Below are 25,990 nucleotides of genomic sequence, written 5' to 3'. Positions count from 1 at the left end.
AAGTTGCACGTGACAGGCGACACAACCGGCGGATCAGGGGCGGCCGAGCGGTGATCGAGGCTGCGATGCGCGCACGCTCCCCCCGGCTTCCCGACGAGCTGGCCGGCCGGCTGCGGGAAGGGATCATGACGGGTCGGCTGCGGCAGGGCGATCATCTGCACCTGGAGCGGCTCGCCGAACAGCTCGGCGTCAGCGTCACACCGGTCCGGGAGGCGCTGCTGGCCCTGCGCGGCGAGGGGTTCGTCGACCTCGAACCGCGCCGCGGGTTCACGGTGGCGCCGCTGAGCCGGCAGGACTTCGAGGACGCGCACCGGCTGCAGGCCACCATCGCGGGCGAGCTCGCGGCCCGCGCCGCGCGCCAGATCCACGCCGAGCGGCTCGCCGAACTCGGTGCCCTGCTGGAGGAAATCCAGATGGCGAGCCAGTTCGCGCTGCTCGACATGGGCGAACCGGTGGCCCGCTTCCACGCCGTGATCTGCCGGGCCGCCGAGTCGCCGAAGCTGGCCTGGTTCCTCGGCATCGCGGTGCGCTACACGCCGCGCAACACCACCGCCGACGTGCCGGGCTGGCGGGAGATCGCGGTGGCCGACCACCAGAACCTGCTCACCGCGCTGCGCCACCGGGACCCCGCGGGCGCCCGCGCCGCGATGCACCAGCACATCACCCATACCGGACAGTTACTGATCCATCACCTGCAGCAACTGGGCTTGTGGTCCGAGGCTCCCGGAAACCCACCCCCACCAGGGAGTTCCGCATCACACCTGGAACATGGCGAAGGTCGCTAACGTTAAACCCCCTCGTGGCGACACCCCAGGCGAGACGCCAAACGTGGCGTTCGCCGCAATCGCCTTTTCTGTTCCTACGCGAGAATCCGGGGGCACCAGCCATGCAGAGCAACAGCCGCACCTTCGTGTCGGTTGTCGGAACGGTGATGATGGTCGTGACGACCGTTCTGCTCGCTACGTGGAGCCCCCCGCAATCGGAAACACAGGTACATCCGGCGGCGAACCAGGCCACGATCGTCCTGGACCACTAGGTCTCCCGGACCACGTCCCGCGGGCGCTTGTCGTTGCGCAGCCCCGAAAAGCGCGGGTGCCGCAGCTTCCCGTCGCCGGTCCACTCGGTGAACCCGACCTGCGCGACCAGCTCCGGCGCCACCCAGTGCGCGCCGGGCTCGGTCACCGGGTCGGCGAACGGCGAGCGCTCGCGGGCCAGTTCGTCCAGCCTGCCGCGCAGGTCCCGCAGCGTCCGCTCGTCGTAGCCGGTGCCGACCTTGCCCGCGTAGCGCAGCCGCGATTCCTGGTAGTAGCCGACCAGCAACGCTCCGAAACCGAACCGGGATCCCTTGGGGTCGGTGTAGCCGCCGATGACGAATTCCTGGTCGGCGACGCACTTGAACTTCAGCCAGTCGCGGCTGCGCCCGCCGTGGTAGGGCCGGTCGGCGCGCTTGGCGATCAGGCCCTCCCAACCGCGGCGGCACGCTTCGCGGAAGAACGCCTCGCCGTCGCCCGCGCGGTGCGCGCTGAACCGCAGCGGGTCGGTGAAGTCGAAGCACTCGCGCAGCAGGCGCTTCCGGGAGCGCAGCGACAGCCTCGTCAGGTCGATGCCGCCGAAGGCGATCAGGTCGAACACGTAGTAGTGGACCGCGACGCCGGTGCGGCGGGCGGCCCGCGGATCGGTGAGGTTGAGGCGCTTCTGCAGCCGCGCGAAGCTCGTCCGGTCGCCCTCGAAGGCGACCATCTCGCCGTCCAGCACGAACCGGTCGGCGCCCTGCACGGCGAGCGCGTCGATGATCTCCGGGTAGGAGGCGTCGACGCGCTTGTGGTTGCGCGACCACAGCACCGGCCGGTCGCCGTCGCATCCGGCGATCACCCGCGCCCCGTCGAGCTTGCGCTCGAAGATCCAGTCCGGATCGGAGAACCGGTGGTGGGTCAGGGTCGCCAGGGCCGGCTCGTGCCAGGTCCCGCCGGGCCAGGACCTCAGCAGGCCGCGTTCGGCATCGTCCAGGAGGCGCAGCGGATCGTTCATCGTTCGCGGAATACCCGCCGAATTCGTCGGCGCAAACCGGTTCAGCTGAGAGCCGGCTGTGAACGACCTGTGAGTTGGACCCCGCCAGAGTTCCCAATCGGGTTAATGCGCGAAACTGGACGCGCCGTCCTCACCCGCAATACCAGCGGGCCCGACCGCCGAAGGTGAAAGCACGCGATGTCGAAGAACGAGAATCCCGTGACCGCGAAGAGCGGGCTGTCCACGAACGTCATCCTCACCATCGTGGTGGTGGTCGTCGCCGTCGTGGTGATCGGAGGCGTGCTGCTGTTCAACCGCAGCGGTTCGGAGGACAACGCGTCCAGCGCTCCCGCGGTGGCGGCCGAGATCCTGCGCAAGCCCGACAGCAACGTGCTGACCTCCGCGCCGGACAACAAGGTCACCGTGGTCGAGTTCCTCGACTACCAGTGCCCGGGCTGCCACTCGTACTACTCGGGGCTGACAAAGCAGGTCGAGAAGGACTACGCGGGCAAGGTCACCTTCGTCGTCCGCAACTTCCCGCTCGGCATGCACCCGCTGGCCCGGCCGGCCGCGCAGGCCGCGGAAGCCGCCGCGGTGCAGGGCAAGTTCAAGGAGATGTACCACGCCCTCTACGACAACTACAACGCGTGGGCGGTCGCTCCCGACGGCCAGAACATCAGCACCGACGAGGCCAAGGCGCGCGGGCTGTTCGACCAGTACGCCCAGCAGCTCGGCCTCGACCTGAACAAGTTCCGCCAGGACATGAACTCGCCGCAGGTCAACGCGAAGATCGACGCCGACGTCGCCGACGGCGAGAAGGCCGGGGTGCAGGGCACGCCGACGATCTTCATCAACGGCAAGGAATTCGACGCGGGCAACATCCAGACCTTCCAGCAGCTCAACGACGCCTTCCGCGGCGAGGTCGACAAGGAGCTCGCGAAGTGACCACCGCCCACGCCGTCGAGCCGGCCCCCGCCGAGCGATCGCACCCTGCCGGCGCGCCGCGCGGCCTGGGCTGGCTGTACGTCGTGGGCGGCCTCATCGGCTTCGCAGGTTCGTTCGCGCTGATCCTGGAGAAGCTGCAGAAGCTGGCGAACCCCGGCTACGTGCCGACCTGCAGCGTCAACCCGATCATCTCGTGCGGTTCGGTGATGGACAGCGCCCAGGCGGCGGTGCTCGGCTTCCCGAACCCGCTGTTCGGGGTGGCGTCGTTCCCGGTGGTGGTCACCGCCGGGGTCGTGGTGCTGGCCGGGTTCCGGCCGCCGCGCTGGTTCTGGCTGGGCATGCAGCTCGGCACCACGCTGGCGGTCGGCTTCATCCACTGGCTGGTGGTGCAGAGCCTCTACGAGATCGGCGCGCTGTGCCCGTACTGCATGGTCGTGTGGGTCGTGACCATCCCGCTGTTCTGGTACACGACGCTGCACAACCTCGAGGCGGGCAACTTCGGCGGCGGCAAATCCACCGGCGCGGCGCTGCGCCGGTTCCACAGCGTGGTGCTCGCGGTGTGGTATCTGGTCATCGTGGTCCTGATCCTGCAGCGGTTCTGGGACTACTGGACCAGCCTGGTGTAACCGGCGGGCCGTCCGTTTGTTCGGTCCGGGCCTCGGGTACCAGGTGACTGTGAGTGAGGTGTGCGCCGCACCGACCGAGACGAGGTGGCCCGGGATGAGCGTGGAACGCGAGCTCGCGCACGTCGAGCCGGAGACAGCCGCGGCGAATCTGGTCGAGGTCCGCATCGCGGCCGAGCCCGCCCAGCTGGCGGTCATGCGGGCCGTCGTCGGTGATCTCGCGATGCGCGCCGACTACGACGTCGACACCATCGCCGACCTGCGGTTGGCCGTGGACGAAGCGTGCTCGTCGCTGGTCCGGCTGGCCGCCCCGGCCGCGACGCTCGTCTGCCGGTTCCGCCTCGCCGGCGACCGGCTGTCGGTCACCGCCGAGGTCATCAGCGACGATGCGTTCGGGCCCCGCAAGGACACCTTCAGCTGGCGCGTGCTGAGCGCGTTGGCCGACGTTGTGTCAACCTCGGTCGAGTCGGATCCGGCTGCCAACGGCAGCCACCTGGTGCGGATCGAGTTGACCAAGGGACGGACGGCCCACGTGTGAAACGAGCGGACTCCAAGCCGACGGCACACTCGCGCAACGAGCGCTACGACCGGCTGGCGCCGCTGTTCCGCGAGCTCGCGAAGCTGGGCAAGGAGGACCCGCGCCGCAGCGCGCTCCGCGAAACGCTGGTGACCGAGCACCTGCCGGTGGCCGAGCACATCGCCCGCCGCTTCAGCCATCGCGGCGAGTCGCAGGAGGATCTCACCCAGGTCGCCACGCTGGGGCTGATCAACGCGGTGGACCGCTTCGACCCGGAGCGCGGCGTGGACTTCCTGTCCTACGCGGTGCCGACGATCATGGGCGAGGTGCGCAGGCACTTCCGGGACACCGGCTGGGCGGTGCGGATGCCGCGCCGGCTGCAGGAGCTGCACCTGTCGGTGTCGGCGGCGATCGCCCGGCTGTCGCAGGAGCTGGGCCGCGCGCCGACGCCGAGCGAGCTGGCGAAGCACCTCGGGATCGGCACCGACGACGTCTACCGCGGCCTGGAGGCGGGCAACGCCTACCGCAGCGCCTCGCTCGACGAGCTGCTGACCGACACCGACGAGATCCCGCTCGGCGACGCCATCGGCTCCGACGACGCCGAACTGGCCGAGGTGGAGAACCGCGAGATGGTCCGGCCGCTCCTGCAGGACCTACCGGACCGGGAACGCCGCATCCTGGTGATGCGCTTCTTCCGCGGCATGACCCAGACGCAGATCGCCGAGCAGATCGGCATCTCGCAGATGCACGTCTCCCGCCTGCTGGCGCGAACCCTCGGCTTCCTCCGGCAACGCCTGGAGGAAGACCAACCGGCCGAAACCGCCGCCGAGCAGTAGCCGGACCCGGAAATGGGAAAGCCGCCCGGGACCCGTCGGGGGATTCGGGTCCCGGGCGGCTGCTCGGGGGCTGTATTTGTTTGTCCTTGAAGCGGCGCAGCCCGGAAACAGGCTTACAGCGAGATGCCGCGTTCCTTCAGCCAGGGCAGCGGGTTGATCTTGGTGCCGTTCTCGTGGACCTCGAAGTGCAGGTGCGGGCCGGTGGACTGGCCGCGGTTGCCCATCGTGGCGATCTTGTCACCGGCATCGACCTGCTCGCCGACGCTGACGTCGATGGTGTTGATGTGCCCGTAGACGGTGATCGTGCCGTCGTTGTGCTGCACCCGGATCCACTGGCCGAAGCCGCTGGCCGGGCCGGCCTCGATGATCTTGCCCGCGGCCACCGAGCGGATCGGGGTACCGATGCTGTTGGCGATGTCGACGCCCCGGTGGCTGGTGCCCCAGCGGGCGCCGAAGCCGGAGGTGAAGGTGCCTTCGGCGGGCTTGACGAAGCTGCGCGCCTTCCGCTGCCGCTCCTCCTCCGCTCGCTTGGCCTCGGCGGCGGCCCGCTCGGCCTCCGCGCGGGCGGCCTCGCGCTCCTGCTCGATCGCCTCGCTCTTGTCGATCTTCTCGCCCTCCTCGGCCGAGTCGATCGGGGACTCGGCGGCGAGCAGCCGGACCGCGGCGGGGCTCTCGGCGGTGCCGGTGACGGCGAGGCTCAGGTTCTTCGAACCGACGAGCCGCTGCACGGGTTGGTCGACCTCGGAGTCGGCGTTGGCGGCCAGCGGCTGCCCCACCGCGGCGAAGGCACCGCCGGCGACGACGGCCGCGACGACCTTGTTGCGAACCGGGAGGGCGGCCTTCGGGGGGTGGCCGTCCTCCTTGCGGTGCTTGCCCATCTTCACCTTCCGTCTCGGGGGGATCCGGTCGCTGCCCCGCCGGGGGATTGCGGGGTGGCCGCCTCTTCGCGGGATGAGGCATGCCCTGTGACCGAACCGTGACGTACGAGCCGCGAACGTAGCTGAGGGTTATCAAGAGGCGCAACCGTTGACCCGTTTGGCGGTAAATAGCGGCACTAACGCCACCCGATCAGTAACTCTGAGTGGCCCATGAAGATGACCATTCGATAACGGCCGATCCGGAGATCGCCGATTCGGCCGAGCCCGCCGGGCGGTCCACTCGAAACGATCAAGACGCCGATCGTTTCCGCTGGTCCAGAACGCAACGATCAGGCCCGGCCGCCGCGCACCGCCCGCAACGCCACACCGGCGCCCGCCGCACCGAATCCACAAAGGACACCGCGTCGCACCGGCACCTGAACTGCCGCGATCACCCGGTCGACAAGATCAATCGACCTCGAAAGTGGCCTTCGGCACACGAAGCGCGAAACCGCGCGGCAACCTTCCCGCAGTTTGAGAGCAGTGCCGCTCGATCGCGGGATCTGTTTCACTGTCCCGCATGACGCCCGGTGATCAGTGGCGGCTGCTCGTGCAGCGCCTCCACGTCGACCTGCTCCGCGTCACCTCCGCAGGGTGTCGGTGCGCGCGGTAGACCCGCCCGCCGCCTCATCACCCCACCCCGAACCGGATCTCGCCCGGCTGCGCAGCGCCGCATCGCGGCCCGTCGCGCGCCCACCCCGGTACTCACGCACGCACCTACGGAGACATCGTGCAAGCATTCCTGATCTTCGCCATCGGCGGTTTCGTCGCGCAACTGGTCGACGGCTCACTCGGCATGGCCTACGGGGTGACGTCCACGACGATCTTGCTCACCGCCGGCCTGACGCCGGCCCTGGCGTCGGCATCGGTGCACCTCGCCGAGCTCGGCACCTCGGTCGCCTCCGGCCTGTCGCACTGGAAGTTCGGCAACGTGGACTGGAAGGTGGTGCTCACCCTCGGCGTGCCGGGCGCCGTCGGCGCGTTCCTCGGCGCCACCGCGTTGAGCAACCTCTCCACCGAGGCCGCCGAGCCGTGGATGTCCACGATCCTGCTCGCGCTCGGCCTCTACGTGCTGCTGCGGTTCGCGATCCGCCCGCTGCGGCGCCGCCAGCTCACCGGCGTCAGCCCGAAGCTGCTGGCCCCGCTCGGCCTGGTGGCCGGGTTCGTGGACGCGACCGGTGGCGGCGGCTGGGGCCCGGTGGCGACGCCGACGCTGCTGAGCACCGGCAAGGTCGAGCCGCGCAAGGTGATCGGTTCCGTCGACACCAGCGAGTTCCTCATCGCCGCCGCGGCGAGCCTGGGCTTCCTGACCTCGCTGTCGCACCAGGAGCTGTCCTGGACCACGGTCGGCGCGCTGCTGCTGGGCGGCGTCCTCGCCGCGCCGCTGGCGGCCTACCTGGTGCGCATCGTGCCGATGCGGCTGATCGGGGTCGGCGCCGGCGGGCTGATCGTGCTGACCAACGCCCGGACGCTGATCAAGAACTTCGAGCTGCCCGCCCCGTCGCCGGCCATCGTCTACGCGGTGATCGTGGTGACCTGGGTCGCGGCGCTGGCGTACACGGTCCGCGTGATCCGGGCGGAGCGGCGGGCGACGACCGAGGTGGACGAGCAGGCCGCCGAGCCGGTCGGGCACTGACCCGATCCGTCTTCGGACGGTGAAGGTTTACCCACGTGCCGTATCGCCGAGATCAACCGAACGAGTTACTGTTCGGTAGACCGTGTGGAAGCCCCCCGACACACGGTAGGCGCCCCGGGTGCGAAGTCACGCTCCGCGCCCGGGGCACCGCTCCCCGTTACCGGCCGCGATCGACGGCGGCGACCGCGGCGTTAGTGCCCAAGTCTGCCCGGCCGCGTTGGTATATTCCAGCCGCCACGCGGCGCAGTCGTGGGCGCAGTTGCAGCACCCGTCGTTCAGCGATCCGCACGCAACGGATTCGCGGCGTGGCGCCAGTTGACGGTCGGCCGCATGGCGGCGACGTCGACCCGCTCCTTGTGCTTGTCCGCCACCCGGAACAGCGACTCGATGAGCGTGTCCGACAGCAGGTGCGGCTCCAGCCCCAGCTCGACCAGGCCGGTGTGCCGGACGTTGTAGTAGTGCTCGCCCTGCTCGACCCGCGGGTTGTCCAGGTACTCGATCTCGACCGGCCCCTCGTAGCCGTTGGCCACGATCTTGGCGATCTCTCCCACCGAGTACTTCTCGGTCATCTGGTTGAACACCCGGAACTCGCCCCGGTCGGCCGGGTTCTCCGCGGCCAGCCGGATGCATTCGACGGTGTCGCGGATGTCGATCAGGCCGCGGGTCTGGCCGCCGGTGCCGTACACCGTCAGCGGGTGGCCGAGCACGGCCTGGATGACGAACCGGTTGAGCACAGTGCCGAAGATCGCGTCGTAGTCGAACCTGGTCGCCAGCCGGGCGTCGCGCGCGGTCTGCGGCGTCTCCTGGCCGTAGACGACGCCCTGGTTGAGGTCGGTGGCGCGCAGGCCCCAGGCCCGGCACGCGAACTCGATGTTGTGGCTGTCGTGCACCTTGCTCAGGTGGTAGAACGAGCCGGGCTTCTTCGGGTACAGCATCCGGTCGGTCCGCCCGTTGTGGGTGACCTCCAGCCAGCCTTCCTCGATGTCGATGTTCGGCGTGCCGTACTCGCCCATCGTGCCCAGCTTGACCAGGTGGATGTCCGGGTCGACCTGCTGGATCGCGAACAGCACGTTGAGGTTGCCGATCACGTTGTTCTGCTGGGTGTAGACCGCGTGCCTGCGGTCGATCATCGAGTACGGCGCGGCCCGCTGTTCGGCGAAGTGCACGACGGCGTCCGGCCGGAAGTCCGCGATCATCGCCTCGGTGAACTCGCCGTCGACCAGGTCGCCGTAGTAGGACTTGATCGACTTCCCGGAGACCTCGCGCCAGGCATTCAGGCGGACCTGCATGGGCTCGATCGGCACGAGGCTGTCCACGCCCAGCTCGTGGTCGTAGCCCCGACGGGCGTAGTTGTCCGCGACCGCGACCTCATGACCGCGGTCCGACAAGTGCAGAGCGGTCGGCCAACCGAGGTAGCCGTCCCCTCCGAGGACGAGGATTCGCACGCCTTAACTCCTCCAGTTCACCCGTTGGATACAAACACCCGGCATGGTCTCATCTCGTGACCATTCCATGACCGACTCCCCTTTTCCCCGCCCCGCACTGAGAATTCGCTGAGACCGGACTCGGTATGGTGCGACCTGGCCGAATCGCACCGGGACGGAGACCGCATGGCGCAGCAGACCAGCACCAGGAGCCGGTACTGGCGGCTGCTCAGCCGCTTCGCGGCCGCGTCGGCGGTGGCCACCGGGATCAGCCAACTGGTCTTCCTGCTGTCCTACTCGCTCGGCGCCACGGCGGTGGTGTCGACCGTGCTGGCGTGGCTGTCCGGCGCGATCCCGAACTTCGTGCTCAACCGGCGCACCTGGGGCGGCGGCGGGCGGGCCGCGCTGCGCGGCGAGATCCTGCGCTACGGCGCGATCTCGGTGGGCACGGCGCTGCTGGCCGCGCTCGCCACGCACAACGCCGAGTCGCTGGCGAACGTGCTGTTCCCCGACGCCCGGGCCGGGCAGATCGCCGTCGTCTGGGGCGCGTTCGTCGCGACCTACGCGGGGATGTTCGTGGTCAAGTTCTTCCTGATCGACCGGTTGGTGTTCCGGCGTTCCCGCCACCAGGTGCCGAGCACGACCCGCGCGTAGCGGTAGCCGTAGCGGAAGCTGCCGCCCTTCTTGCTCACCCCGGCCGTGCGCGGCAGCATCCGCATCGGCTGCTCCAGCACCCGGTAGCCGCGGCTGAGCACGCCGACGAGCAGCTCGGACGACTGGTACTGCGGCTGCTCCAGGGTCACCGAGTTGGGCACCTCGGCCCGCATGCCGCGGAACCCGAACGACGTGTCCGTGATGTGCTGCCCGGTCAGCGCGGTGACCAGCCAGGCGAACACGTAGGTGCCGACGCGGCGGACCAGCGCCGGCTGCTCGTTGCTGCCCAGCCGACGGGATCCCGTGACGAAGTCGGCGCGATCGTCGATCAGCGGGCGCAGCAGCTTGGGCAGCTCCGCGATGTCGTACTGGCCGTCGGCGTCGGTGGTGACGATGTAGCGCGCCCCGCGCTCGGCCGCCAGGTGGTAGCCGAGCCGCAGCGCGGCGCCCTGCCCGCGGTTGGTGGGAACGACGCAGGTCTGCGCGCCGTGCTTCAGCGCGATCTTGGCGGTGTCGTCGGTCGCGCCGTCGACCACCACCAGCCTGTCCACATCCAGGCCGCAGCTGTAGGCCGGGATCCCGTCGAGCACCTCGCCGAGCGCCTCCTCCTCGTTGTAGGCGGCGATCAGCACGACCACCGGCGCTAACGGCTGGTCGCCGTAGCGCGCGGCGTAGTCCTCCAGCGCCGCCCGGTCCACCTCGCTCGGGAAGGTCGTGGGCATCCTTCAACTCTCCTTCGGGGATTCGGGGCGCGCGATCAGGGCGGTCGCGCCGAGCGCACCCGCGAGCGGGATCAGGATCAAGCCGGGCAACTGGTAGCGCCAGGAGAACTCCATCGCCGCGGCGGTGCCCAGCACGGTGATCGCCAATCCGGCGGGCAGCAGGCACACCGCCCGCAGCCCGGAGCCGCGGGCCCGGCCGACGCCGAGCACCGCGAGCGCCGCGACCACCAGCGCACCGCCCAGCACGATGCCCGGCGTGTAACCGCCGCCGAGCTGGTAGGCGCGCAGGAATCCGGCCAGCGCCGGGTCGACCGAGTACGTGCCGTCGCCGTAGAGCTCCGTCCACTCCGCGACGTACCAGTCGGGGGCGAACATCGGGTAGACCGGCTGGAACTGCCAGCGGTCCAGCGGCACGTCACCGGGGGTCTGGGTGCGGGTCGGGGCGAATCCCTTGAGGAAGTCGCCGGCCATCCCGCCGAGCACGTCCAGCGGCTGGTGCAGCAGGACCTTGCGGGTGAGCGAGCCCTGCGCGGCGGCGACGTCCATGTCCGCAGGCAGGAACTTCACGACGTTCTCCGGGACGTTCCAGAAGTGGATGTAGAAGTCGATCCCGTTGGCGGCGCGGCGTTCCAGCGGCTCGTTCGGGCAGACGAGCTTCTCCTCGACCGTCAGGTCCAGGTCCTCGCACTCGGCGACCGCGGCGGCGCGGCCGTACAGCGCACCGCCGCCGGAGCCGCCGAGGCCCAGCGAACCCGTCCACGTCAGGTGGTACAGCGAGTAGCCGAACACGCCGGCCGCGAACCCGCCGACGAGCGCGCCGGCGGCGATCAGCCGCCGCGGCCAGCCCTCCCGCGGCCGCCAACCGGTGGCCAGCAGCACGAACACCGCGGCGGGGACCACCAGCGTCACGCCCACGACGCGCACCGTCACCGCCGCGGCGAGCACGATCCCGGCCAGCGCGGCGAGCCTCGGGCCGGGCGCGCCCCACCAGGTCAGCACGTAGATCGCGACCAGCAGCAGCACCTGGAACAGCAGATCGGACATGATGTTCTGCTCGATCTGCAGCTGGTAGGCGTCCAGCAGCACGGGCGCGGCGGCCGGCGCCGCGAGCCACGTCCGGGCCCCGAAACGCCGCAGCAGCGCGTAGATCCCGATGCCGAGCCCGATGCCGAGCAGGTGCTGCACCACGACCACGCAGGTCAGGCCGCCGATGGCCAGCAGCGGCCACAGGAACAGCTCGTAACCGATCGGGTTGATGCCGCCCGGGAAGAACGCCCCGACGTCGTCGAGGTAGCGGAAGGAGTCGATGTAGAGCAGCGCGGGCCGGTAGGCCAGCTGCACGACGATGCGCAGGGCCAGCCCGGCGAGCAGGAACAGCGCCAGCAACCAGTGCAGGCGGAGGGCGCGCGCGAGCGCCGCGCTCATCGCGCCCCGCGGAAGTCCGCCCAGACCGTGCGCAGGCCCTCGGTGAGCTCGACGCTCGGGCGGTAGCCGAGCTCCCGCTGCGCCTTGGACACGTCCACGATCACCGCGGGCATCTCGCCGTTCTTGGCCTGCACGTGGGTGACCGGCACGTCCTCGCCGGTGGCCGCGCGGACCGCGTCGATGAGTTCCAGCACCGAGATCGAGCGACCCGAGCCGATCACCACGGTGCCGGTGTACTGCTTGTCCCACGCGGCGAGCACGCCCTGCACGACGTCGTCGACGTGCACGAAGTCCCGCGACTGCGAGCCGTCGCCGTACACCTCGACGCCGCTGCCCGCCGCTGCCGCGCGCATCAGCCGCGGGATGAAGCTGTCCTTGTGCCCCATGCCGGGCCCGTAGATGTTGGTGAAGCGCAGCGCGCAGGTGGCCAGCCCGTACGACCCGGCGTAGCCGGAGAGCAGCATCTCGCACGCCGCCTTGGTGGCGCCGTAGGGCGTGAGCGGGCGCAGCGGCAGCGCCTCGGAGATGGTGCCGCGGCCGATGTCGCCGACCACCGCGTTGGTGGAGGCGAGCAGGAACCGCCCGATGCCGCGTATCCGCGCCAGTTCCAGGAGTTCCTGGGTGACCGCGACGTTGCTGGCGTAGGTCTCGGCTGGCTGGTCCACCGAGCGGAGCACCGAGGTGATCGCGGCCAGGTGGACGATCCCCGCCGTGCCGGCCGGGACCGCCGCCTCGCGCACCGCCGGATCCCGCAGATCCCCGTCGACGTGGGTCAGCAGCTCGCCGCGCAACTCGGCGGGCGGGTCCTGCAGGCCGACGGTGGTGACCGGCGTGCCGCGCTCCAGGAAGGCACGAACCACGGCTCTGCCGACGAAACCGGTGCCACCGGTCACGACGACGCGATCGGCCTGGGCAGTGTCTGCTTCGGGAGTAGTGGCGCTGCTTGGCACGCGCCCGACTCTAACCGCCGCCGAAATCGCCCCGGTTCACACCCTTCCCACTACTGGGCCAGGAATTCCCGGAGCCCGTTCAGCCCGGTCCGGTAAACGCCGTGCGCGAAGGTCTTGTCCATCCGCTCCTCGTCGGCGGCGTCGGCGTCCCAGTGCGAAAACCACTCGACGAAGCTGTGCCCGGTGTCGGTGATCGGCGCGACCCGGATCGTGGAGCGGTAGCTGCGCACCGGGAACGGGCTTTCCACGAAGTCGTAGGTGTAGCTGCGCTCGACGTCGTCCAGCGACACCAGCCGTTCCCGGACCACGCCGCCGTCGGCGAGCGTCAGGTACCGGACGCAACTCACCGCGTCGGCGACGCCGCCGCCCTCGATCTCGCTGCGTTCGATCGCCGGGTGCCACTGCGGCAAGCCGTCGAAGTCGCGCACCACCTGCCACACCTGCTCGGCAGACGCCTCGATCACCGCGCTCGTGTAGGACTTCGCCACCGTTTCCTCCTCAGAACTTCAACTGCGTAAAGGCTTTCGTCTGCTCGGTCAGTGCTTGCTCGGTCGGCAGCCGCTCCATGCTGCTGGCGCCGTAGAAGCCGTGGCAGCGCTTGGTCCGGGACAGCACGTACGCGGCATCGTCCGGCGTCGAGATCGGCCCGCCGTGGCAGAGCACCAGCACGTCGTCGCGCACTTCGGCCGCCGCCTGCGACCACTCGTCGATCAGGGCCACGCACTCGTCCAGCGACTTGGCGGTCTCGGCGCCGATCGCGCCGCCGGTCGTCAGCCCCAGGTGGCACACGATGATGTCCGCGCCCGCCTCGGCCATCGCCCGCGCGTCGGCGCTGGAGAACACGTACGGCGTGGTCAGCAGGTCGGCCTCGCGCGCGGCGGCGACGAGCTCGACCTCCAGGTCGTAGCCCATGCCGGTCTCCTCCAGGTTCGCCCGGAAGGTGCCGTCGATGAGCCCGACGGTCGGGAAGTTCTGGATCCCGGCGAACCCGAGGTCCCGCAGCTCGCCGAGGAACCGGTCGCGCAGCATGAACGGGTCGGTGCCGTTGACGCCGGCCAGCACCGGGGTGTGCCGCACCACCGGCAGCACCTCGCGGGCCATCTCGACCACGATGTCGTTGGCGTTGCCGTAGGCCAGCAGGCCGGCCAGCGACCCACGCCCGGCCATCCGGTAGCGCCCGGAGTTGTAGATGACGATCAGGTCGATCCCGCCGGCCTCCTCGCACTTGGCGGACAGGCCGGTGCCCGCGCCGCCGCCGACGATCGGCTCGCCGCGCTCGACCTTGGCGCGGAACCGGCGCATCAGTTCGGCCCGGTCGAATCGGCTCATGCTCTCTCCTACCTGGTTCTCTCGGCAGATCCGGCAACTTCCCGGAACGCCGCGACCAGCGCGGCGGCGAACTCCGGATCGTTGACGTTGTGCGGTACCCGCTCGACCCGCCGGTCCACGGTCTGCCGCACCTGGCCCTCCAGCGTCTCGAACAGCACCGCGTCCGCCTCGGGGTCGTGGAAGGGCTGCCCAGGGGCGTCCAACATGGACACTCCACCGACCGGGAGGAGGAAGCGCACCGGGCCGTCGCAGGCGTTGAGCTTGGCGGCGATGAACTCGGCGATGCGCCGGCATTCCGCCGCGGACGTGCGCATCAGCGTGACCTGCGGGTTGTGCGCGTAGAGGTTGCGATCCCGGTACTGCGCCGGAACCGTGTCCAGCGCGCCGAAGTTCACCATGTCCAGGGCGCCGCAGGAGCCGACGTAGGGCACCCCGGTGCGGGCGATGGCGTCCAGCCGCCGCTCCCCCGCGCTCATCACGCCGCCGGCGATCAGGTCGCACACCTCGGTGGTGGTGATGTCCGCGACGGCGCGGATCAGGCCGTCGTCGACGAGCTTCTCCATGGCGCGACCGCCGGTTCCGGTCGCGTGGAACACCAGCGGGTCGTAGTCGGCGGCCAGCTGCTCGGCCACGGCCGTCACGCACGGCGTGGTGACTCCGAACATGGACAGCCCGACGGCGGGCTTGTCCTCGACCGCGGGCACCGGGCGCGTCACGGCGCCCAGCAGCGCGTGCGCGGCGTTCCCCAGCACCTGGCGGGAAATCCGGTTCAGCCCGGCGACATCGGTGACCGACGGGAACATCGCGATGTCGGTGGCGTCCACATAGGCCGAAACGTCGCCAGAGGCCACTGTGGACACCATGACCTTGGGCACGCCGACCGGCAGCGCGCGCATCGCGGGCGTGATCAGCGCCGTGCCGCCCGAGCCGCCGAGCCCGATGATCCCGGCGACGTCCCGCGCGGCCAGGAACCGCTCGAACGCCACGGCCATCGCGGCGACCGCCGAGCCCCGATCGCCGGTGAACACCGCGTCGGGCCCGCCCGGGTGGTGCGCGGCGACTTCGGCGGCCGACACGTCCGCGCCGGAACTCCCGCCGGTGGTGGACAGGTCCACGGTGACCACGGGATGCGCGCCCGCGATCAGCGCGGCGACGTAGTGCAGCTCGGCGCCCTTGGTGTCGAAGGTCCCGACGACGTACGCGCTGCCCATTGGCCCTCCGCGGCTCGGAATCGAGTCAACCCCGCGAAACTCTACTGGCGGCGCCGCCCTCGCACAGTCGGCAGATCAGGCGACTACTGCTCCAGCCGCTTCTGCGCCTCGGCCAGGTTCCTGGTGACCTTCTCGATCGCCCGCTCGAAGCCGTCGCTGAGCTTGTCCAGCTCCGTCTCGAACGCCTGCATCGTGCGATCCGGCTTCCCGGCGGCGTCGTCGAGAGCGGCGTTGACCGCCTCCTGAACGGCGGCCGCGATGGCCGCGACCCCGCTGCCCAGCAGCCGCGGCTCCAGGTGCAGCTCGTCGACCTTCCCATCGGCACCGACGGTCACCCGCACGGCGCCCCCGGCAGCACTGCCCTCGCCACGCACGTCGTCCGCCATCACGTGCCCTCCCGCTTCGCCTGGTCGTCGTCGTTGAGCCGCAACGTCATGGCCACAACTACACACAGTATCGAATACGAGAACGGCCCCCGGCTCGGTCGCCGGGGGCCGTTTCGCCGTTCGGTCAGTGGCTCTTGCCGTCCTTGCCGAAGAACTTGTTCTTGACCTGGTCGATCTTCTCCTTGTTCTTCGGGTCGGAGGCGTACTTCTTGGCCTGGTCGATCACCTTGCGGCCCTGCGGGCTGCTGGCGAAATCGGCGACCTTCTTGAACAGAGACATCGTCGCTCCCGGCGGATCGGAGTCACGGCTACCACCAGGCTACCGACAAATCGGTCACGTATCAGCCGAGGACCCCGCTGATCGATGCGTGGCCCTTCAGCAGGTTCCGCGCCACGGTGCGGCGCTGGATCTCGTCGGTGCCCTCGAAGATGCGCAGCAGCCGCAGGTCGCGGTACCAGCGCTCGACCGGCAGCTCCTTGGTGTAGCCCATGCCGCCGTGCATCTGCAGGACCCGGTCCACGATCTCGTTGGCTCGAGTGGCGCCGAAGAGCTTGGCCACCGACTGCGCGTGCCGGGAGTCCATGCCCTGGTCGACCTGCCAGGCCGCCTGCAGCACGAGCCAGCGCAGCGCCTCGATCTCCACCGCGGAGTCGGCGATCATCCACTGGATGGCCTGGCGCTCGGCGATCGGCTTGCCGAAGGTCTCGCGGGTCTTGGCATATTCCATGCCCATCTCGACAAGCCGTTCGCAGGCGCCGAGGGCGTGCGCGGGCAGCAGGTAGCGGCCGCGGCCGATCCACTGCATGGCGAGCTTGAAGCCCTGGCCGACCTCGCCGAGCACGTTGTGCTCCGGGACCCGCACGTTGTCGAACACCAGCGCGGCGGGCTGCCGCTCCCACGGGCCCATGATGTCGATCGGCTCGGACTTCCAGCCCGCGTCGCGGTCGGCCAGGAAGCAGGTGACGCCGCCGTTGGCGCCCTTCTCCCGGTCGGTGACGGCGAAGACCATCACGAAGTCGGCGTCGATGCCGCCGGTGATGAAGGTCTTCTCGCCGTTGATGACCCACTCGTCGCCGTCCTTGACGGCGGTGGTGCGCAGGTTCTTGGCGTCCGAGCCGGCGCCGGGCTCGGTGATCGCGAAGCACGACTTGCGGGTGCCCTCGATCGTCGGGAGCAGGTAGCGCTCCTTCTGGTCGTCGTTGGCGTAGTACAGGATGTTGTCGGCGTAGCCGCCGAAGCGGAACGGCACGAAGGTACGGCCGAGCTCGACCTCGATGAGCGCCGTCATCACCGCCGACAGGCCCATGCCGCCGTACTCCTCGGGCGTCTGCACGCCCCAGAACCCGGCCTGCTTCGCCTTGTCCTGCAGTTCCCGCTGCTCGTCCTTGGTCAGGCCGCGTTCCCCGGCGCGCTCGCGGCGCAGCACCTCCTGTTCCAGCGGCACCAGTTCGCGCTGGACGAAGTTGCGCACCCAGTCGCGGATGTCGCGTTCTGTGTCGGACAGCGAGAAGTCGACCATCGCCGGATCCTTTCCTGCGGCCAGCTAACTAACGGCGTTAGTTTTGTGGCAGCCTAAGACGGTCCCGGCGACCGCCGCAAGGGATCCGACGAGGAGAAGACGTGCCCAGACCGACCACCCCCCGGCTGTCGCCGGAGCGCATCCGGCGGATCGGCCTGGAGATCATCGACGCCGACGGCCTCGAAGCGCTGTCCATGCGGCGGCTGGCCGAACGGCTCGGCGTTCGCGCGGCGTCGCTGTACAACCACGTGTCGACCAAGGACGAGCTGCTGAACGAGATCGCCGACGACGTGATAACCGCAGTGGACGTCGCCGGCTTCGACGCGGACTGGAAGACCGGCCTGCGCACCTGGGCGCGCTCCTACCGGGCCGCCCTGATCGCCCACCCGAACCTGGTCCCGTTCCTGGCCTACGGCCCGGCCCGCCGGGAGAACGCGCTGCGCCAGGCGGACGCGGTGCACGGCGGCCTGACCAGGGCGGGCTGGCCGCAGCGCTACGCCACGATGATCGGCGCCTCGACGAAGTACCTGGTGGTGGGCTCGGCGATGGGCTCCTTCAGCGGCGGCTTCCCGGACGACGCGGCGCTCTACGGCGACCGCTTCCCGCACCTGAACAGGGCCCACCTGCTCCGCGAGCACGCGGCGGAGATCGACGCCGACAGCTTCGAGCTCGCCCTGGCCGCCCTCGTCGACGGCCTGGAGAAGCAGTACCGCGAGCTCAGCGCCTGAGATCACTCACCCGCCCGGTTGACGTGGGTCACGTCGGTTCGTAGCGTCGGCGTTCACACAACCGAATACCGCGCCCACGACGTCGTGCGGGAGAGACTCCGGCCCGTTCCGGGACCGGAGCGCCGAAGGAGCAATTCTCCCCAGCAAACTCTCAGGCACCGGCACCGCACGGCACCAGGCGAACACGGAGAAAAGCAGGAGCGCCCGCTTCTCGCCCACGGTGCAAGCCGCCCCCTCGCGGGCGGCGAAACTCTCAGGCCAATGACTCCGGGGAGACCGCCCGACCAGCGCAAGCCCGCGCAGGTCGAGGTCGAGGCGTCCCCGATAAGGTTGGGCTCAGTGAGCTGACCGGCCCTCGACTGCCGACCGGCGCCCACCAGGAGGAGTCTCACCATGTCGTCGCCACGACAGACGCCCTTGCACCACGTGCACGAAGCCCTCGGGGCGACGTTCACCGAATTCGCCGGCTGGCGGATGCCGCTGCGCTACTCGGGCGACACCGCCGAGCACAACGCGGTGCGCACCGGCGCCGGCCTGTTCGACCTGACCCACATGGGTGAGATCCGGATCAGCGGGCCGCAGGCCGCCGAGGCGCTGGACTACGCGCTGGTCGCCAACGCGTCCGCGATCAAGCCCGGCCGCGCCCGCTACACGATGATCTGCAACGCGGCCGGCGGCGTGCTCGACGACCTGATCGTCTACCGGCTCGGCGACGAGGAGTTCCTGGTGGTGGCCAACGCGGCGAACGCCGCCGTGGTCTCCGCCGAGCTGGCCGAGCGCATCGGCGGCTTCGACGCCGAGCACCAGGACGTCTCCGACGACTACGCGCTGATCGCGGTGCAGGGCCCGAACGCGGTCGCGATCCTCGCGCCGCTGACCGACACCGACCTCGCCGAGGTCAAGTACTACGCGGGCTACCGCAGCCGGGTCGCGGGCAAGGACGTGCTGCTGGCGCGCACCGGTTACACCGGCGAGGACGGCTTCGAGCTGTTCACCGCGCCCGGCGACGCCGAGGCGGTCTGGCAGGCGCTGACCGAGTCCGGCGCCGAGCACGGCCTGCAGCCCACCGGGCTGTCCTGCCGCGACACGCTGCGGCTGGAGGCCGGCATGCCGCTGTACGGCAACGAGCTGTCCGCCGAGCTCACGCCCTTCCACGCCAACCTCGGCCGGGTGGTCAAGCTGGACAAGGCCGGCGACTTCGTCGGCAAGGACGCGCTGGCCGCCGCGGCCGAGAAGCCCACCGAGCGCACGCTGGTCGGCTTGAGCACCGAGCAGCGCCGGGCGCCCCGGCACGGCTACCGCGTGCTGGACGCCGACGGCGCCGAGATCGGCGTCGTGACCAGCGGCGCCCCCTCCCCGACCCTCGGCCACCCGATCGGGATGGCCTACGTGGACCGCGACCACAGCGAACCCGGCACGCAGCTGCAGGTCGACATCCGCGGCAAGACCGTCGCGGTGCAGGTCGTCGAGCTGCCGTTCTACCGCCGCAATGCCTGAAGAGAAATACACAGGAGGCAACACCATGTCGACACCGGACCTGTTCAACGACCAGCTGGCCGCGGTGGACCCCGAGGTGGCGGCGGCGGTCGGCGCCGAACTCAACCGCCAGCAGAGCACGCTGGAGATGATCGCCTCGGAGAACTTCGCACCGCAGGCCGTCCTCGAGGCGCAGGGCTCGGTGCTGACCAACAAGTACGCCGAGGGCTACCCGGGCCGCCGCTACTACGGCGGCTGCGAGCACGTCGACGTCATCGAGCAGCTGGCCATCGACCGGGTCAAGGAGCTCTTCGGCGCGTCCTTCGCCAACGTGCAGCCGCACTCGGGCGCGCAGGCCAACGCGGCGGCGATGTTCGCGTTGCTCAAGCCGGGTGACACGATCATGGGCCTGGACCTGGCGCACGGCGGTCACCTGACCCACGGCATGCGGATCAACTTCTCCGGCAAGCTCTACAACGTGGTGCCGTACCACGTGCGCGAGGACGACCACCGCGTCGACATGGACGAGGTCGCCAAGCTGGCGCGGGAGAACAAGCCGCAGATGATCATCGCCGGCTGGTCGGCGTACCCGCGGCAGCTGGACTTCAAGCGGTTCCGGGAGATCGCCGACGAGGTCGGCGCCTACCTCATGGTCGACATGGCGCACTTCGCCGGCCTGGTGGCCGCCGGACTGCACCCGAGCCCGGTGCCGCACGCCCACGTCGTCACCACCACCACGCACAAGACGCTCGGCGGTCCGCGCGGTGGCGTGATCCTGTCGGCGGACACGGAGTTCGCGAAGAAGTTCAACTCGGCGGTGTTCCCGGGCCAGCAGGGCGGGCCGCTGGAGCACGTGATCGCCGGCAAGGCGGTGGCGTTCAAGGTCGCCGCCGGCGAGGAGTTCAAGGACCGGCAGCGCCGCACCGTGGAGGGCGCGCAGGTCCTGGCCGAGCGGCTGCTCGCCGACGACGCCGTCAAGGCCGGCGTGCAGCTGGTCTCCGGCGGCACCGACGTGCACCTGGTGCTGGTGGACCTGCGGGACTCCGAGCTGGACGGCAAGCAGGCCGAGGACCGGCTGCACGAGATCGGCATCACCGTCAACCGCAACGCGGTGCCCAACGACCCGCGGCCGCCGATGGTGACCTCCGGGCTGCGCATCGGCACCCCGGCGCTGGCCACCCGCGGCTTCGGCAAGGAGGACTTCGCGGAGGTCGCCGACATCATCGCCGAGGCCCTCAAGCCGGGCTTCGACGAGCCGGCGAGCGCGAAGCTCCGGGAGCGGGTGGAGGCCCTGGCCGCCAAGCACCCGCTGTACCCGAACCTCTGACATGTGATCGGCGGGTAGCCCCGAACGCCGCATTTCGGTCCGCGATGACCGAAATGCGGCGTTTCATGTTTGCATCCTAAGTGGACGATGTTGGAACTGGGAAAAGGCTCGATTTCAACTGTGCCCAATCGCTTGCCAGCACTGCCCGGATGCCGGATTATCTGCGCAGTTTCAGCGAAACACGCTGGCGATTAAGGAGTCACGTTCGATGAGCCAACCAGAGGCCGAGGAGTACCGGAAGGATCTGAGTACCCGGCACATCAACATGATCGCGATCGGCGGGGCGATCGGGGTCGGGCTGTTCCTCGGCTCCGGCAAGGCGCTGCACCAGGTCGGGCCCGGCTTGATCCTGATCTACGCGATCGCCGGGCTGATGATCTTCTTCGTGATGCGGGCGCTCGGCGAGCTGCTGATGTACCGCCCGGTGAGCGGATCGTTCGCGGAGTACGCGGGCGAGTTCGTGGGCCCGTGGGCCAAGTTCGCGGTGGGCTGGGGCTACTGGCTGGTCTGGATCGTCACCGGCATGGCGGAAATCACCGCGGTCGGCGAGTACTTCCAGTTCTGGTTCCCCCACGTGCCACAGTGGATTCCCGCCCTCGGAGCGCTGATCGTGCTCTCCGGCGTGAACCTCATCGCGGTGAAGCTCTTCGGCGAGTTCGAGTTCTGGTTCGCCCTGATCAAGGTGCTGGCCATCATCGGCCTGATCGTGCTCGCCGCCGCGATCCTGGTGTTCGGCTTCAGCGACCTCGGGGACACCGCGTCGCTGAGCAACATCTGGTCCCACGGCGGGTTGTTCCCCAACGGCGCGGCGTCGTCGCTGCTGGCGTTCCAGATCGTCATGTTCGCCTTCGTCGGCGTGGAGATGGTCGGCCAGACCGCCAGCGAGAGCAAGAACCCGCAGAAGGTCCTGCCGCGGGCCATCAACTCGGTGATGTGGCGGATCCTGATCTTCTACGTCGGCGCGCTGATCGCCCTGACCGCGCTCGTGCCGTGGACCCAGTTCCCGACCACCGGCAGCCCGTTCGTGCACGCCTTCACCCTGATCGGCATCCCGGCCGCCGCCGGCGTGATCAACTTCGTGGTGACCACCGCCGCGCTGTCGTCCTGCAACAGCGGCATCTACTCCACCGCGCGGATGCTGCGCACCCTGTCGGAGGACCGCCAGGCGCCGCGCTCGGTGGGACGCCTCAGCGGCCGGGCGGTGCCCGCGCGGGCCATCGGGATCACGTTCTGCGCGATGCTGATCGGCGTGGTGCTCAACTACTTCGTGCCGGAGCAGGCGTTCACCTACATCACCAGCGCCAGCACCGCGGGCGCCATCTTCACCTGGGGCATGATCGTGATCGCGCACCTGGTCTACCGGCGCAAGGTCGCCCGGGGCGAACTCCCGGCCGGGCCGTTCCGGATGCCACTCGCCCCGTACTCCAACTACGTCGTGCTGGCCTTCCTCGCGCTCGTCGTGGTGCTGCTGGCCTTCGACGCCGAAACCCGGATCGCGCTGTACATCACCCCGGTGCTCGCGATCGCGATGGTGATCGGCTACCTCGCGGTGCGCAACAAGCAGCCGCAGCAGGAGCCCGCGAACAGGTGAACGCCTGATCAGGATTCCAGGTAGTGCAGGACGGCGAGGACCCGGCGGCTGTAGCCGGTGGTGCGGGCGAGGTCGAGCTTGTCGAAGATCGCGTTCGCGTGCTTCTCCACCGCGCTCTGCGAGATGTGCAGGTGGGTGGCGATGCCGGCATTGGTGCGGCCCTGCGCCATCTGTTCGAGGACGTCCCGTTCGCGGGGCGTCAGCAGCGACTGCGGATCGCGGTCGCTGCCGGACAGCAGGCGCCGCACCACCTCCGGGTCGAACGCCACTCCCCCGCCGGCCACCCGCTGGAGGGCGTCGAGGAACTCGTCGACCTGCACCACCCGGTCCTTGAGCAGGTAGCCGACTCGCGCGGTGTCGCCGGTGAGCAGCTCGACCGCGTAGCGCTTCTCCACGTACTGCGAGAGCACCAGCACGCCGACGGCGGGGAACCGGCGCCGGATCTCCAGCGCGGCGCGCAGGCCGTCGTCGGTGTGCGTAGGCGGCATCCGGACGTCGACGACGGCCACGTCCGGCTGCCACGCCGCCACCTCCGAGAGGAGGCTCGGCGCGTCCCCGACGGCGGCCACCACGTCGTGCCCCTCCTCCGCCAGCAGGCGCACCAGGCCCTCGCGCAGCAGGGTGGAATCGTCGGCCAGGATCACCCGCACGGCAGCTCCGCGACGATCGTCGTCGGACCGCCGACGGGACTGTCCACTGTGAACTTCCCGTCCAGCGCCGCGACGCGCCGGGCCAGGCCGGAAAGCCCGGCGCCGCGCACCGATGCGCCGCCGGCGCCGTCGTCGTCCACCCGAACCACGAGCCACCCCTCTTCCCGTTCGACCCGGACGGCGACGATACCCGCGCCCGAGTGCTTGGCCGCGTTCGTCACGGCCTCCGAAACCACGAAGTACGCCACGGCCTCGACCTCCACGGCCGGCCGCTGCGCCACCTCGTACCGCAGCTCGACCGGCATCCCCGCGCGCTCCACCAGCGCCGCCAGGGCCGGGTGCAGGCCCCCGGCGTCCAGCGCGGCCGGGTAGACCCGCCACGCGACATCGCGGAAATCCCGGAGTATTTCCTGGGATTCCTCGTGCGCCTGGCGCAGCAGCCCGGCTGCCCGGTCGCCGTCGCCGGCGCGCCGGGCCCGGCCGATCAGCATGCCCAGCGCCACCAGCCGCTGCTGCACGCCGTCGTGCAGGTCGCGTTCGATGCGGCGGCGTTCCTCGTGGATCGCGGCGACCACATCGGAGCGCGTGGTGGAGAGCTGTTCGACCCGTTGCCGGAGCTGCTCGGCCCGGTCCGGTTCCAGGAACCGCTCGCCGAGCGCGCGGTCCATGACCGCGACGCCCGCGAGCCCGGTCAACGCCAGGAAACCGAGCACCGAGCAGAAAACGATCAGGTAGACCGTGAGCCAGAACTTCTCGGTGCCGGAACGGCCTTCCAGCGGATCCCCGACTGTGGTCCAGAGCTCGACGAGTTCGACCAGCATGCCGACCGCGCCGTAGGCGATCAGGAAGAGCACGATGCCACCGAGCAGCCCGACCGCGCAGCGGACCGCCAGGTACCGCAGCGCGCGAGCGCCGCCTGGCCGGCCGGCATGGTTGCTGTCCAGGTACTTCGCCAGGCGCCGCCGTTCGAGTTCGGCCAGCGCCTGCGCCCCGGCGAACGACAGCGAGGCGACCCGGGATCGCAGCCGGGGCAAGATCAGCAGCCCGGCCAGCGCCAGACCGGCCGACAGCACGAAGACGAGTTCGGCCAGCGCCGTGCCCGCACCGAGCACGACGCCGAGGAGCACCCGCAGCCATCGACGCATGATCCGAGCCTAGCCACGGCGGCAACCTGCGGTTTTCCACAGGTGGGTCGCCGGGAAACCGCATTCCGCGCGGTGCTGCGGATTCCTAGCGTTCGGATCATGAACTTCCTCGCACAGCCCGGCACCGCCCAGACCGATGGACTGGTCGGCTGGATCACCGGGCTCATGGAAACCATCGGCGGCCCCGGCGCGGGGATGGCGGTGGCACTGGAGAACCTGTTCCCGCCCATCCCCAGCGAGGTGATCCTGCCGCTGGCCGGATTCGCCGCGAGCCGGGGCACGATGAGCCTGCTCGGCGCGATCCTGTGGACCACGCTCGGCTCGCTGACCGGCGCGGTCGTGCTGTACTACCTCGGCGCGTGGCTGGGCCGCGACCGCACCCGCGCGATCGCGGCGAAGCTGCCGCTGGTCAAAGTGTCCGATGTGGACCGGACCGAGGCGTGGTTCGCCCGGCACGGCACGAAAGCGGTGTTCCTGGGCCGGATGGTGCCGATCTTCCGCAGCTTCATCTCGCTGCCCGCCGGGGTGGAGCGGATGCCGGTGCCTGCCTTCCTGGTGCTGACCGCGCTCGGCAGCCTGATCTGGAACACCGCGCTGGTGCTCGCCGGCTACCTGCTGGGGCAGAGCTGGTGGATCGTCGAGTCCTACGTGGGGATCTTCCAGAAGGTCGTCGTCGTCGCGGTGGTCGTCGCGGTCGTCTGGTTCGTGGCCGCGCGGGTCGTCCGGATGCGCAAGGCCCGGGCGTGACTCACGGTTCGAGCTCGGCGCGCAGCCACTCGTGGAACTCGCCGATGTGATGTTCCGAGGGCACCAGCACGCCACCGCCGGCATAGGCGCGGGAGCTCATCGCCGGCTGGCAGCGCTCGCAGGCGTCGAAGTCCTGCTGGTTGACCCGGTGGAACAGCTCGACCGAGCGGGACACGTCGTGGCCCTGCTCGACCACCTCCGGCGCGTACAGCCAGTCGCACTCGACGAGCGTGCGGTCGGCCGCGAGCGGGAACATCCGGTGCACGATCACGTGGTCCGGCACCAGGTTCAGGAAGACCTGGGGCCGGACCGTGATCGCGTAGTACCGCCGGTCGTGCTCGTCGCCGACGCCGTCCAGCCGCCCGAACCCGCCGCTGCCGTCCACCGTGAACCCCTCGACGTCCGAGCCGAACTCGGCGCCGTGGCCGACGTAGTACTGGGCGGCGTAGCCGTCGGCGAACTCGGGCAGGACCTCGGTCAGCTCCGGGTGGATCGTCGCGCAGTGGTAGCACTCCATGAAGTTCTCGATGATCAGCTTCCAGTTGGCCCGCACGTCGTAGCTGATCCGGCGGCCGAGCGCGAGCCCGTCGACGCCGTAGCCGCCGATCACGTCGTCGCCGCCGAGCCGCCCGGAGACGGCCTCGATCACGGTGTCCTCGAACGACGGCGGTTCGTCGGCCAGGCAGACCCACGCGTAGCCGAGCCATTCGCGCAGCGCGACCGGGATCAGCCCGTACCGCGTCCGGTCGACGTCCGGCATCGAGGTGAGGTTCGGCGCCGCGATCAGCTTGCCGTCGGTACCGTAAGTCCAGGCGTGGTAAGGACATTGGAAGGACCTCTTCACCTGCCCGGCGTCCGCGACGCACAACCGCGCACCGCGGTGGCGGCAGATGTTCAGGAACGCCCGCAGGGCGCCGTCGCGGCCCCTGGCGATCAGCACGCTCTCCCGCCCCACCTGGACGGTCTGGAACTGCCCGGCCGCGGCGAGGTCGGCGACGCGCACGGCGCAGAACCACATCGCGCCGAAGATCCGGTCCTGCTCCAGCGCGAACAGCTCGGGGTCGGTGTAGTAGTGGCCGGGCAGCGTGGAGATGAGGCTGGACTCCTGGTCCGTGGTCGTCATGGTGTCCCTAATCAGTTCTGGGAGTGAGCCGTCGGGCACACTCCTGGTGGTAGCCGGCCGGCAGGTGAGCACTCTGTTGTCCTGGACGTTCGAGTCCTGAT

The 25,990-nt window shown here is 70.0% G+C and carries 28 protein-coding genes and 2 riboswitches; of the genes, 13 read left to right on the top strand and 15 right to left on the bottom strand.

All coding sequences use genetic code 11. The features are described 5' to 3' along the window. Positions 1–65 precede the first annotated feature (65 nt). Positions 66–785: a GntR family transcriptional regulator gene (locus tag AC07EQ_RS31795; protein ID WP_478391526.1), complete on the top strand. Its 720-nt coding sequence runs from the start codon at positions 66–68 to the stop codon at positions 783–785. A gap of 247 nt (positions 786–1,032) precedes the next feature. Here the strand turns inward: AC07EQ_RS31795 and ligD are convergent, their stop codons facing one another. Beyond that, positions 1,033–2,028, bottom strand: coding sequence for a non-homologous end-joining DNA ligase (gene ligD, locus AC07EQ_RS31790; RefSeq protein WP_478391525.1), 996 nt, complete (start codon positions 2,026–2,028; stop codon positions 1,033–1,035). A 177-nt stretch (positions 2,029–2,205) separates the two neighbouring features. Between ligD and AC07EQ_RS31785 the strand changes: the two genes are divergently transcribed. The 4 genes from AC07EQ_RS31785 to AC07EQ_RS31770 all read left to right on the top strand — a co-directional run bounded on the left by AC07EQ_RS31785 (position 2,206) and on the right by AC07EQ_RS31770 (position 4,928). Further along, a complete protein-coding gene (locus AC07EQ_RS31785) occupies positions 2,206–2,952 on the top strand; it encodes a DsbA family protein (RefSeq protein ID WP_478391524.1) in 747 nt (248 codons plus the stop codon). Further along, entirely contained in the window at positions 2,949–3,578 is a 630-nt protein-coding gene (locus tag AC07EQ_RS31780; protein WP_478391523.1) for a vitamin K epoxide reductase family protein, read from the top strand. Before AC07EQ_RS31785 ends, AC07EQ_RS31780 begins: the two co-directional genes overlap by 4 nt. 94 nt (positions 3,579–3,672) lie before the next feature. Beyond that, the gene (locus AC07EQ_RS31775) at positions 3,673–4,113 is read left to right on the top strand and encodes an ATP-binding protein (protein WP_478391522.1); all 441 of its coding nucleotides are present in this window, start codon (positions 3,673–3,675) and stop codon (positions 4,111–4,113) included. Further along, the gene (locus AC07EQ_RS31770; protein ID WP_358575585.1) at positions 4,110–4,928 is read left to right on the top strand and encodes a SigB/SigF/SigG family RNA polymerase sigma factor; all 819 of its coding nucleotides are present in this window, start codon (positions 4,110–4,112) and stop codon (positions 4,926–4,928) included. Before AC07EQ_RS31775 ends, AC07EQ_RS31770 begins: the two co-directional genes overlap by 4 nt. 113 nt (positions 4,929–5,041) lie before the next feature. Here the strand turns inward: AC07EQ_RS31770 and AC07EQ_RS31765 are convergent, their stop codons facing one another. Continuing rightward, positions 5,042–5,806, bottom strand: coding sequence for a M23 family metallopeptidase (locus tag AC07EQ_RS31765; protein ID WP_478391521.1), 765 nt, complete (start codon positions 5,804–5,806; stop codon positions 5,042–5,044). Positions 5,807–6,009: 203 nt separating this feature from the next. Between AC07EQ_RS31765 and AC07EQ_RS31760 the strand changes: the two genes are divergently transcribed. Further along, entirely contained in the window at positions 6,010–6,369 is a 360-nt protein-coding gene (locus AC07EQ_RS31760) for a hypothetical protein (protein ID WP_478391520.1), read from the top strand. A 206-nt stretch (positions 6,370–6,575) separates the two neighbouring features. Next, positions 6,576–7,481 (top strand): sulfite exporter TauE/SafE family protein, encoded by a 906-nt coding sequence (locus tag AC07EQ_RS31755; RefSeq protein WP_478391519.1) that lies wholly within the window; start codon positions 6,576–6,578, stop codon positions 7,479–7,481. Between the two features lie 275 nt (positions 7,482–7,756). Here AC07EQ_RS31755 and AC07EQ_RS31750 read toward each other — a convergent pair whose 3' ends face one another. Next, positions 7,757–8,926 carry an NAD-dependent epimerase/dehydratase family protein gene (locus AC07EQ_RS31750; protein ID WP_478391518.1) on the bottom strand — a complete coding sequence of 390 codons (1,170 nt, stop codon included), beginning with the start codon at positions 8,924–8,926 and terminating at the stop codon, positions 7,757–7,759. A gap of 165 nt (positions 8,927–9,091) precedes the next feature. On the opposite strand from AC07EQ_RS31750, the gene AC07EQ_RS31745 reads away from it, so the two are divergent. After that, on the top strand, positions 9,092–9,559 hold the full coding sequence (locus AC07EQ_RS31745) for a GtrA family protein (RefSeq protein ID WP_478391517.1): 468 nt from the start codon (positions 9,092–9,094) through the stop codon (positions 9,557–9,559). Here the strand turns inward: AC07EQ_RS31745 and AC07EQ_RS31740 are convergent. The 9 genes from AC07EQ_RS31740 to AC07EQ_RS31700 form a co-directional block, all read right to left on the bottom strand. Beyond that, a complete protein-coding gene (locus tag AC07EQ_RS31740) occupies positions 9,466–10,281 on the bottom strand; it encodes a glycosyltransferase family 2 protein (protein WP_478391516.1) in 816 nt (271 codons plus the stop codon). The genes AC07EQ_RS31745 and AC07EQ_RS31740 overlap by 94 nt on opposite strands. Positions 10,282–10,284: 3 nt before the next feature. Next, positions 10,285–11,706: a hypothetical protein gene (locus AC07EQ_RS31735; protein WP_478391515.1), complete on the bottom strand. Its 1,422-nt coding sequence runs from the start codon at positions 11,704–11,706 to the stop codon at positions 10,285–10,287. Beyond that, the gene (locus AC07EQ_RS31730; RefSeq protein ID WP_478391514.1) at positions 11,703–12,656 is read right to left on the bottom strand and encodes an NAD-dependent epimerase/dehydratase family protein; all 954 of its coding nucleotides are present in this window, start codon (positions 12,654–12,656) and stop codon (positions 11,703–11,705) included. Before AC07EQ_RS31730 ends, AC07EQ_RS31735 begins: the two co-directional genes overlap by 4 nt. Positions 12,657–12,706: 50 nt before the next feature. Continuing rightward, positions 12,707–13,144 (bottom strand): SRPBCC family protein, encoded by a 438-nt coding sequence (locus AC07EQ_RS31725; protein WP_478391513.1) that lies wholly within the window; start codon positions 13,142–13,144, stop codon positions 12,707–12,709. Positions 13,145–13,154: 10 nt separating this feature from the next. Next, positions 13,155–13,985 (bottom strand): phosphoenolpyruvate hydrolase family protein, encoded by an 831-nt coding sequence (locus AC07EQ_RS31720; RefSeq protein WP_478391512.1) that lies wholly within the window; start codon positions 13,983–13,985, stop codon positions 13,155–13,157. A gap of 8 nt (positions 13,986–13,993) precedes the next feature. Beyond that, complete coding sequence (locus tag AC07EQ_RS31715) at positions 13,994–15,196, bottom strand: Tm-1-like ATP-binding domain-containing protein (protein ID WP_478391511.1); 1,203 nt, start codon at positions 15,194–15,196, stop codon at positions 13,994–13,996. A gap of 83 nt (positions 15,197–15,279) precedes the next feature. After that, positions 15,280–15,582 carry a YbaB/EbfC family nucleoid-associated protein gene (locus AC07EQ_RS31710; RefSeq protein WP_478391510.1) on the bottom strand — a complete coding sequence of 101 codons (303 nt, stop codon included), beginning with the start codon at positions 15,580–15,582 and terminating at the stop codon, positions 15,280–15,282. A 124-nt stretch (positions 15,583–15,706) separates the two neighbouring features. After that, complete coding sequence (locus AC07EQ_RS31705; protein WP_010306908.1) at positions 15,707–15,862, bottom strand: hypothetical protein; 156 nt, start codon at positions 15,860–15,862, stop codon at positions 15,707–15,709. A gap of 61 nt (positions 15,863–15,923) precedes the next feature. Beyond that, a complete protein-coding gene (locus AC07EQ_RS31700; protein ID WP_478391509.1) occupies positions 15,924–17,102 on the bottom strand; it encodes an acyl-CoA dehydrogenase family protein in 1,179 nt (392 codons plus the stop codon). Between the two features lie 101 nt (positions 17,103–17,203). Between AC07EQ_RS31700 and AC07EQ_RS31695 the strand changes: the two genes are divergently transcribed. From AC07EQ_RS31695 to AC07EQ_RS31680, 4 genes are all read left to right on the top strand, one after another. Next, positions 17,204–17,830 carry a TetR/AcrR family transcriptional regulator gene (locus AC07EQ_RS31695; RefSeq protein ID WP_478391508.1) on the top strand — a complete coding sequence of 209 codons (627 nt, stop codon included), beginning with the start codon at positions 17,204–17,206 and terminating at the stop codon, positions 17,828–17,830. 77 nt (positions 17,831–17,907) lie between these two features. Further along, positions 17,908–18,007, top strand: a riboswitch (glycine riboswitch). Then, a riboswitch (glycine riboswitch) is annotated at positions 18,008–18,108 on the top strand. It begins immediately after the preceding riboswitch. Positions 18,109–18,223: 115 nt separating this feature from the next. Continuing rightward, positions 18,224–19,327, top strand: a complete 1,104-nt coding sequence (gcvT, locus tag AC07EQ_RS31690) for a glycine cleavage system aminomethyltransferase GcvT (protein ID WP_478391507.1) — start codon at positions 18,224–18,226, stop codon at positions 19,325–19,327. A 25-nt stretch (positions 19,328–19,352) separates the two neighbouring features. Further along, positions 19,353–20,633, top strand: coding sequence for a serine hydroxymethyltransferase (glyA, locus tag AC07EQ_RS31685; RefSeq protein ID WP_478391506.1), 1,281 nt, complete (start codon positions 19,353–19,355; stop codon positions 20,631–20,633). A gap of 208 nt (positions 20,634–20,841) precedes the next feature. Continuing rightward, the gene (locus tag AC07EQ_RS31680; protein ID WP_478391505.1) at positions 20,842–22,224 is read left to right on the top strand and encodes an amino acid permease; all 1,383 of its coding nucleotides are present in this window, start codon (positions 20,842–20,844) and stop codon (positions 22,222–22,224) included. A gap of 8 nt (positions 22,225–22,232) precedes the next feature. Here the strand turns inward: AC07EQ_RS31680 and AC07EQ_RS31675 are convergent, their stop codons facing one another. Then, a complete protein-coding gene (locus AC07EQ_RS31675) occupies positions 22,233–22,874 on the bottom strand; it encodes a response regulator (protein WP_478391504.1) in 642 nt (213 codons plus the stop codon). Further along, positions 22,865–24,019 carry a sensor histidine kinase gene (locus AC07EQ_RS31670; RefSeq protein WP_478391503.1) on the bottom strand — a complete coding sequence of 385 codons (1,155 nt, stop codon included), beginning with the start codon at positions 24,017–24,019 and terminating at the stop codon, positions 22,865–22,867. The genes AC07EQ_RS31675 and AC07EQ_RS31670 overlap by 10 nt, the downstream gene beginning before the upstream one ends. 99 nt (positions 24,020–24,118) lie before the next feature. Between AC07EQ_RS31670 and AC07EQ_RS31665 the strand changes: the two genes are divergently transcribed. After that, positions 24,119–24,766 (top strand): DedA family protein, encoded by a 648-nt coding sequence (locus AC07EQ_RS31665; RefSeq protein WP_478391502.1) that lies wholly within the window; start codon positions 24,119–24,121, stop codon positions 24,764–24,766. 1 nt (position 24,767) lies between these two features. Here the strand turns inward: AC07EQ_RS31665 and AC07EQ_RS31660 are convergent, their stop codons facing one another. Then, complete coding sequence (locus AC07EQ_RS31660) at positions 24,768–25,889, bottom strand: aromatic ring-hydroxylating oxygenase subunit alpha (RefSeq protein ID WP_478391501.1); 1,122 nt, start codon at positions 25,887–25,889, stop codon at positions 24,768–24,770. Between the last annotated feature and the right edge of the window lie 101 nt (positions 25,890–25,990).

The organism is Saccharopolyspora sp. NPDC045839 (genome assembly GCF_056431645.1).
Note: the sequence above shows the minus strand (reverse complement) of the source record. Positions and strands in the feature narration are given on the sequence as shown.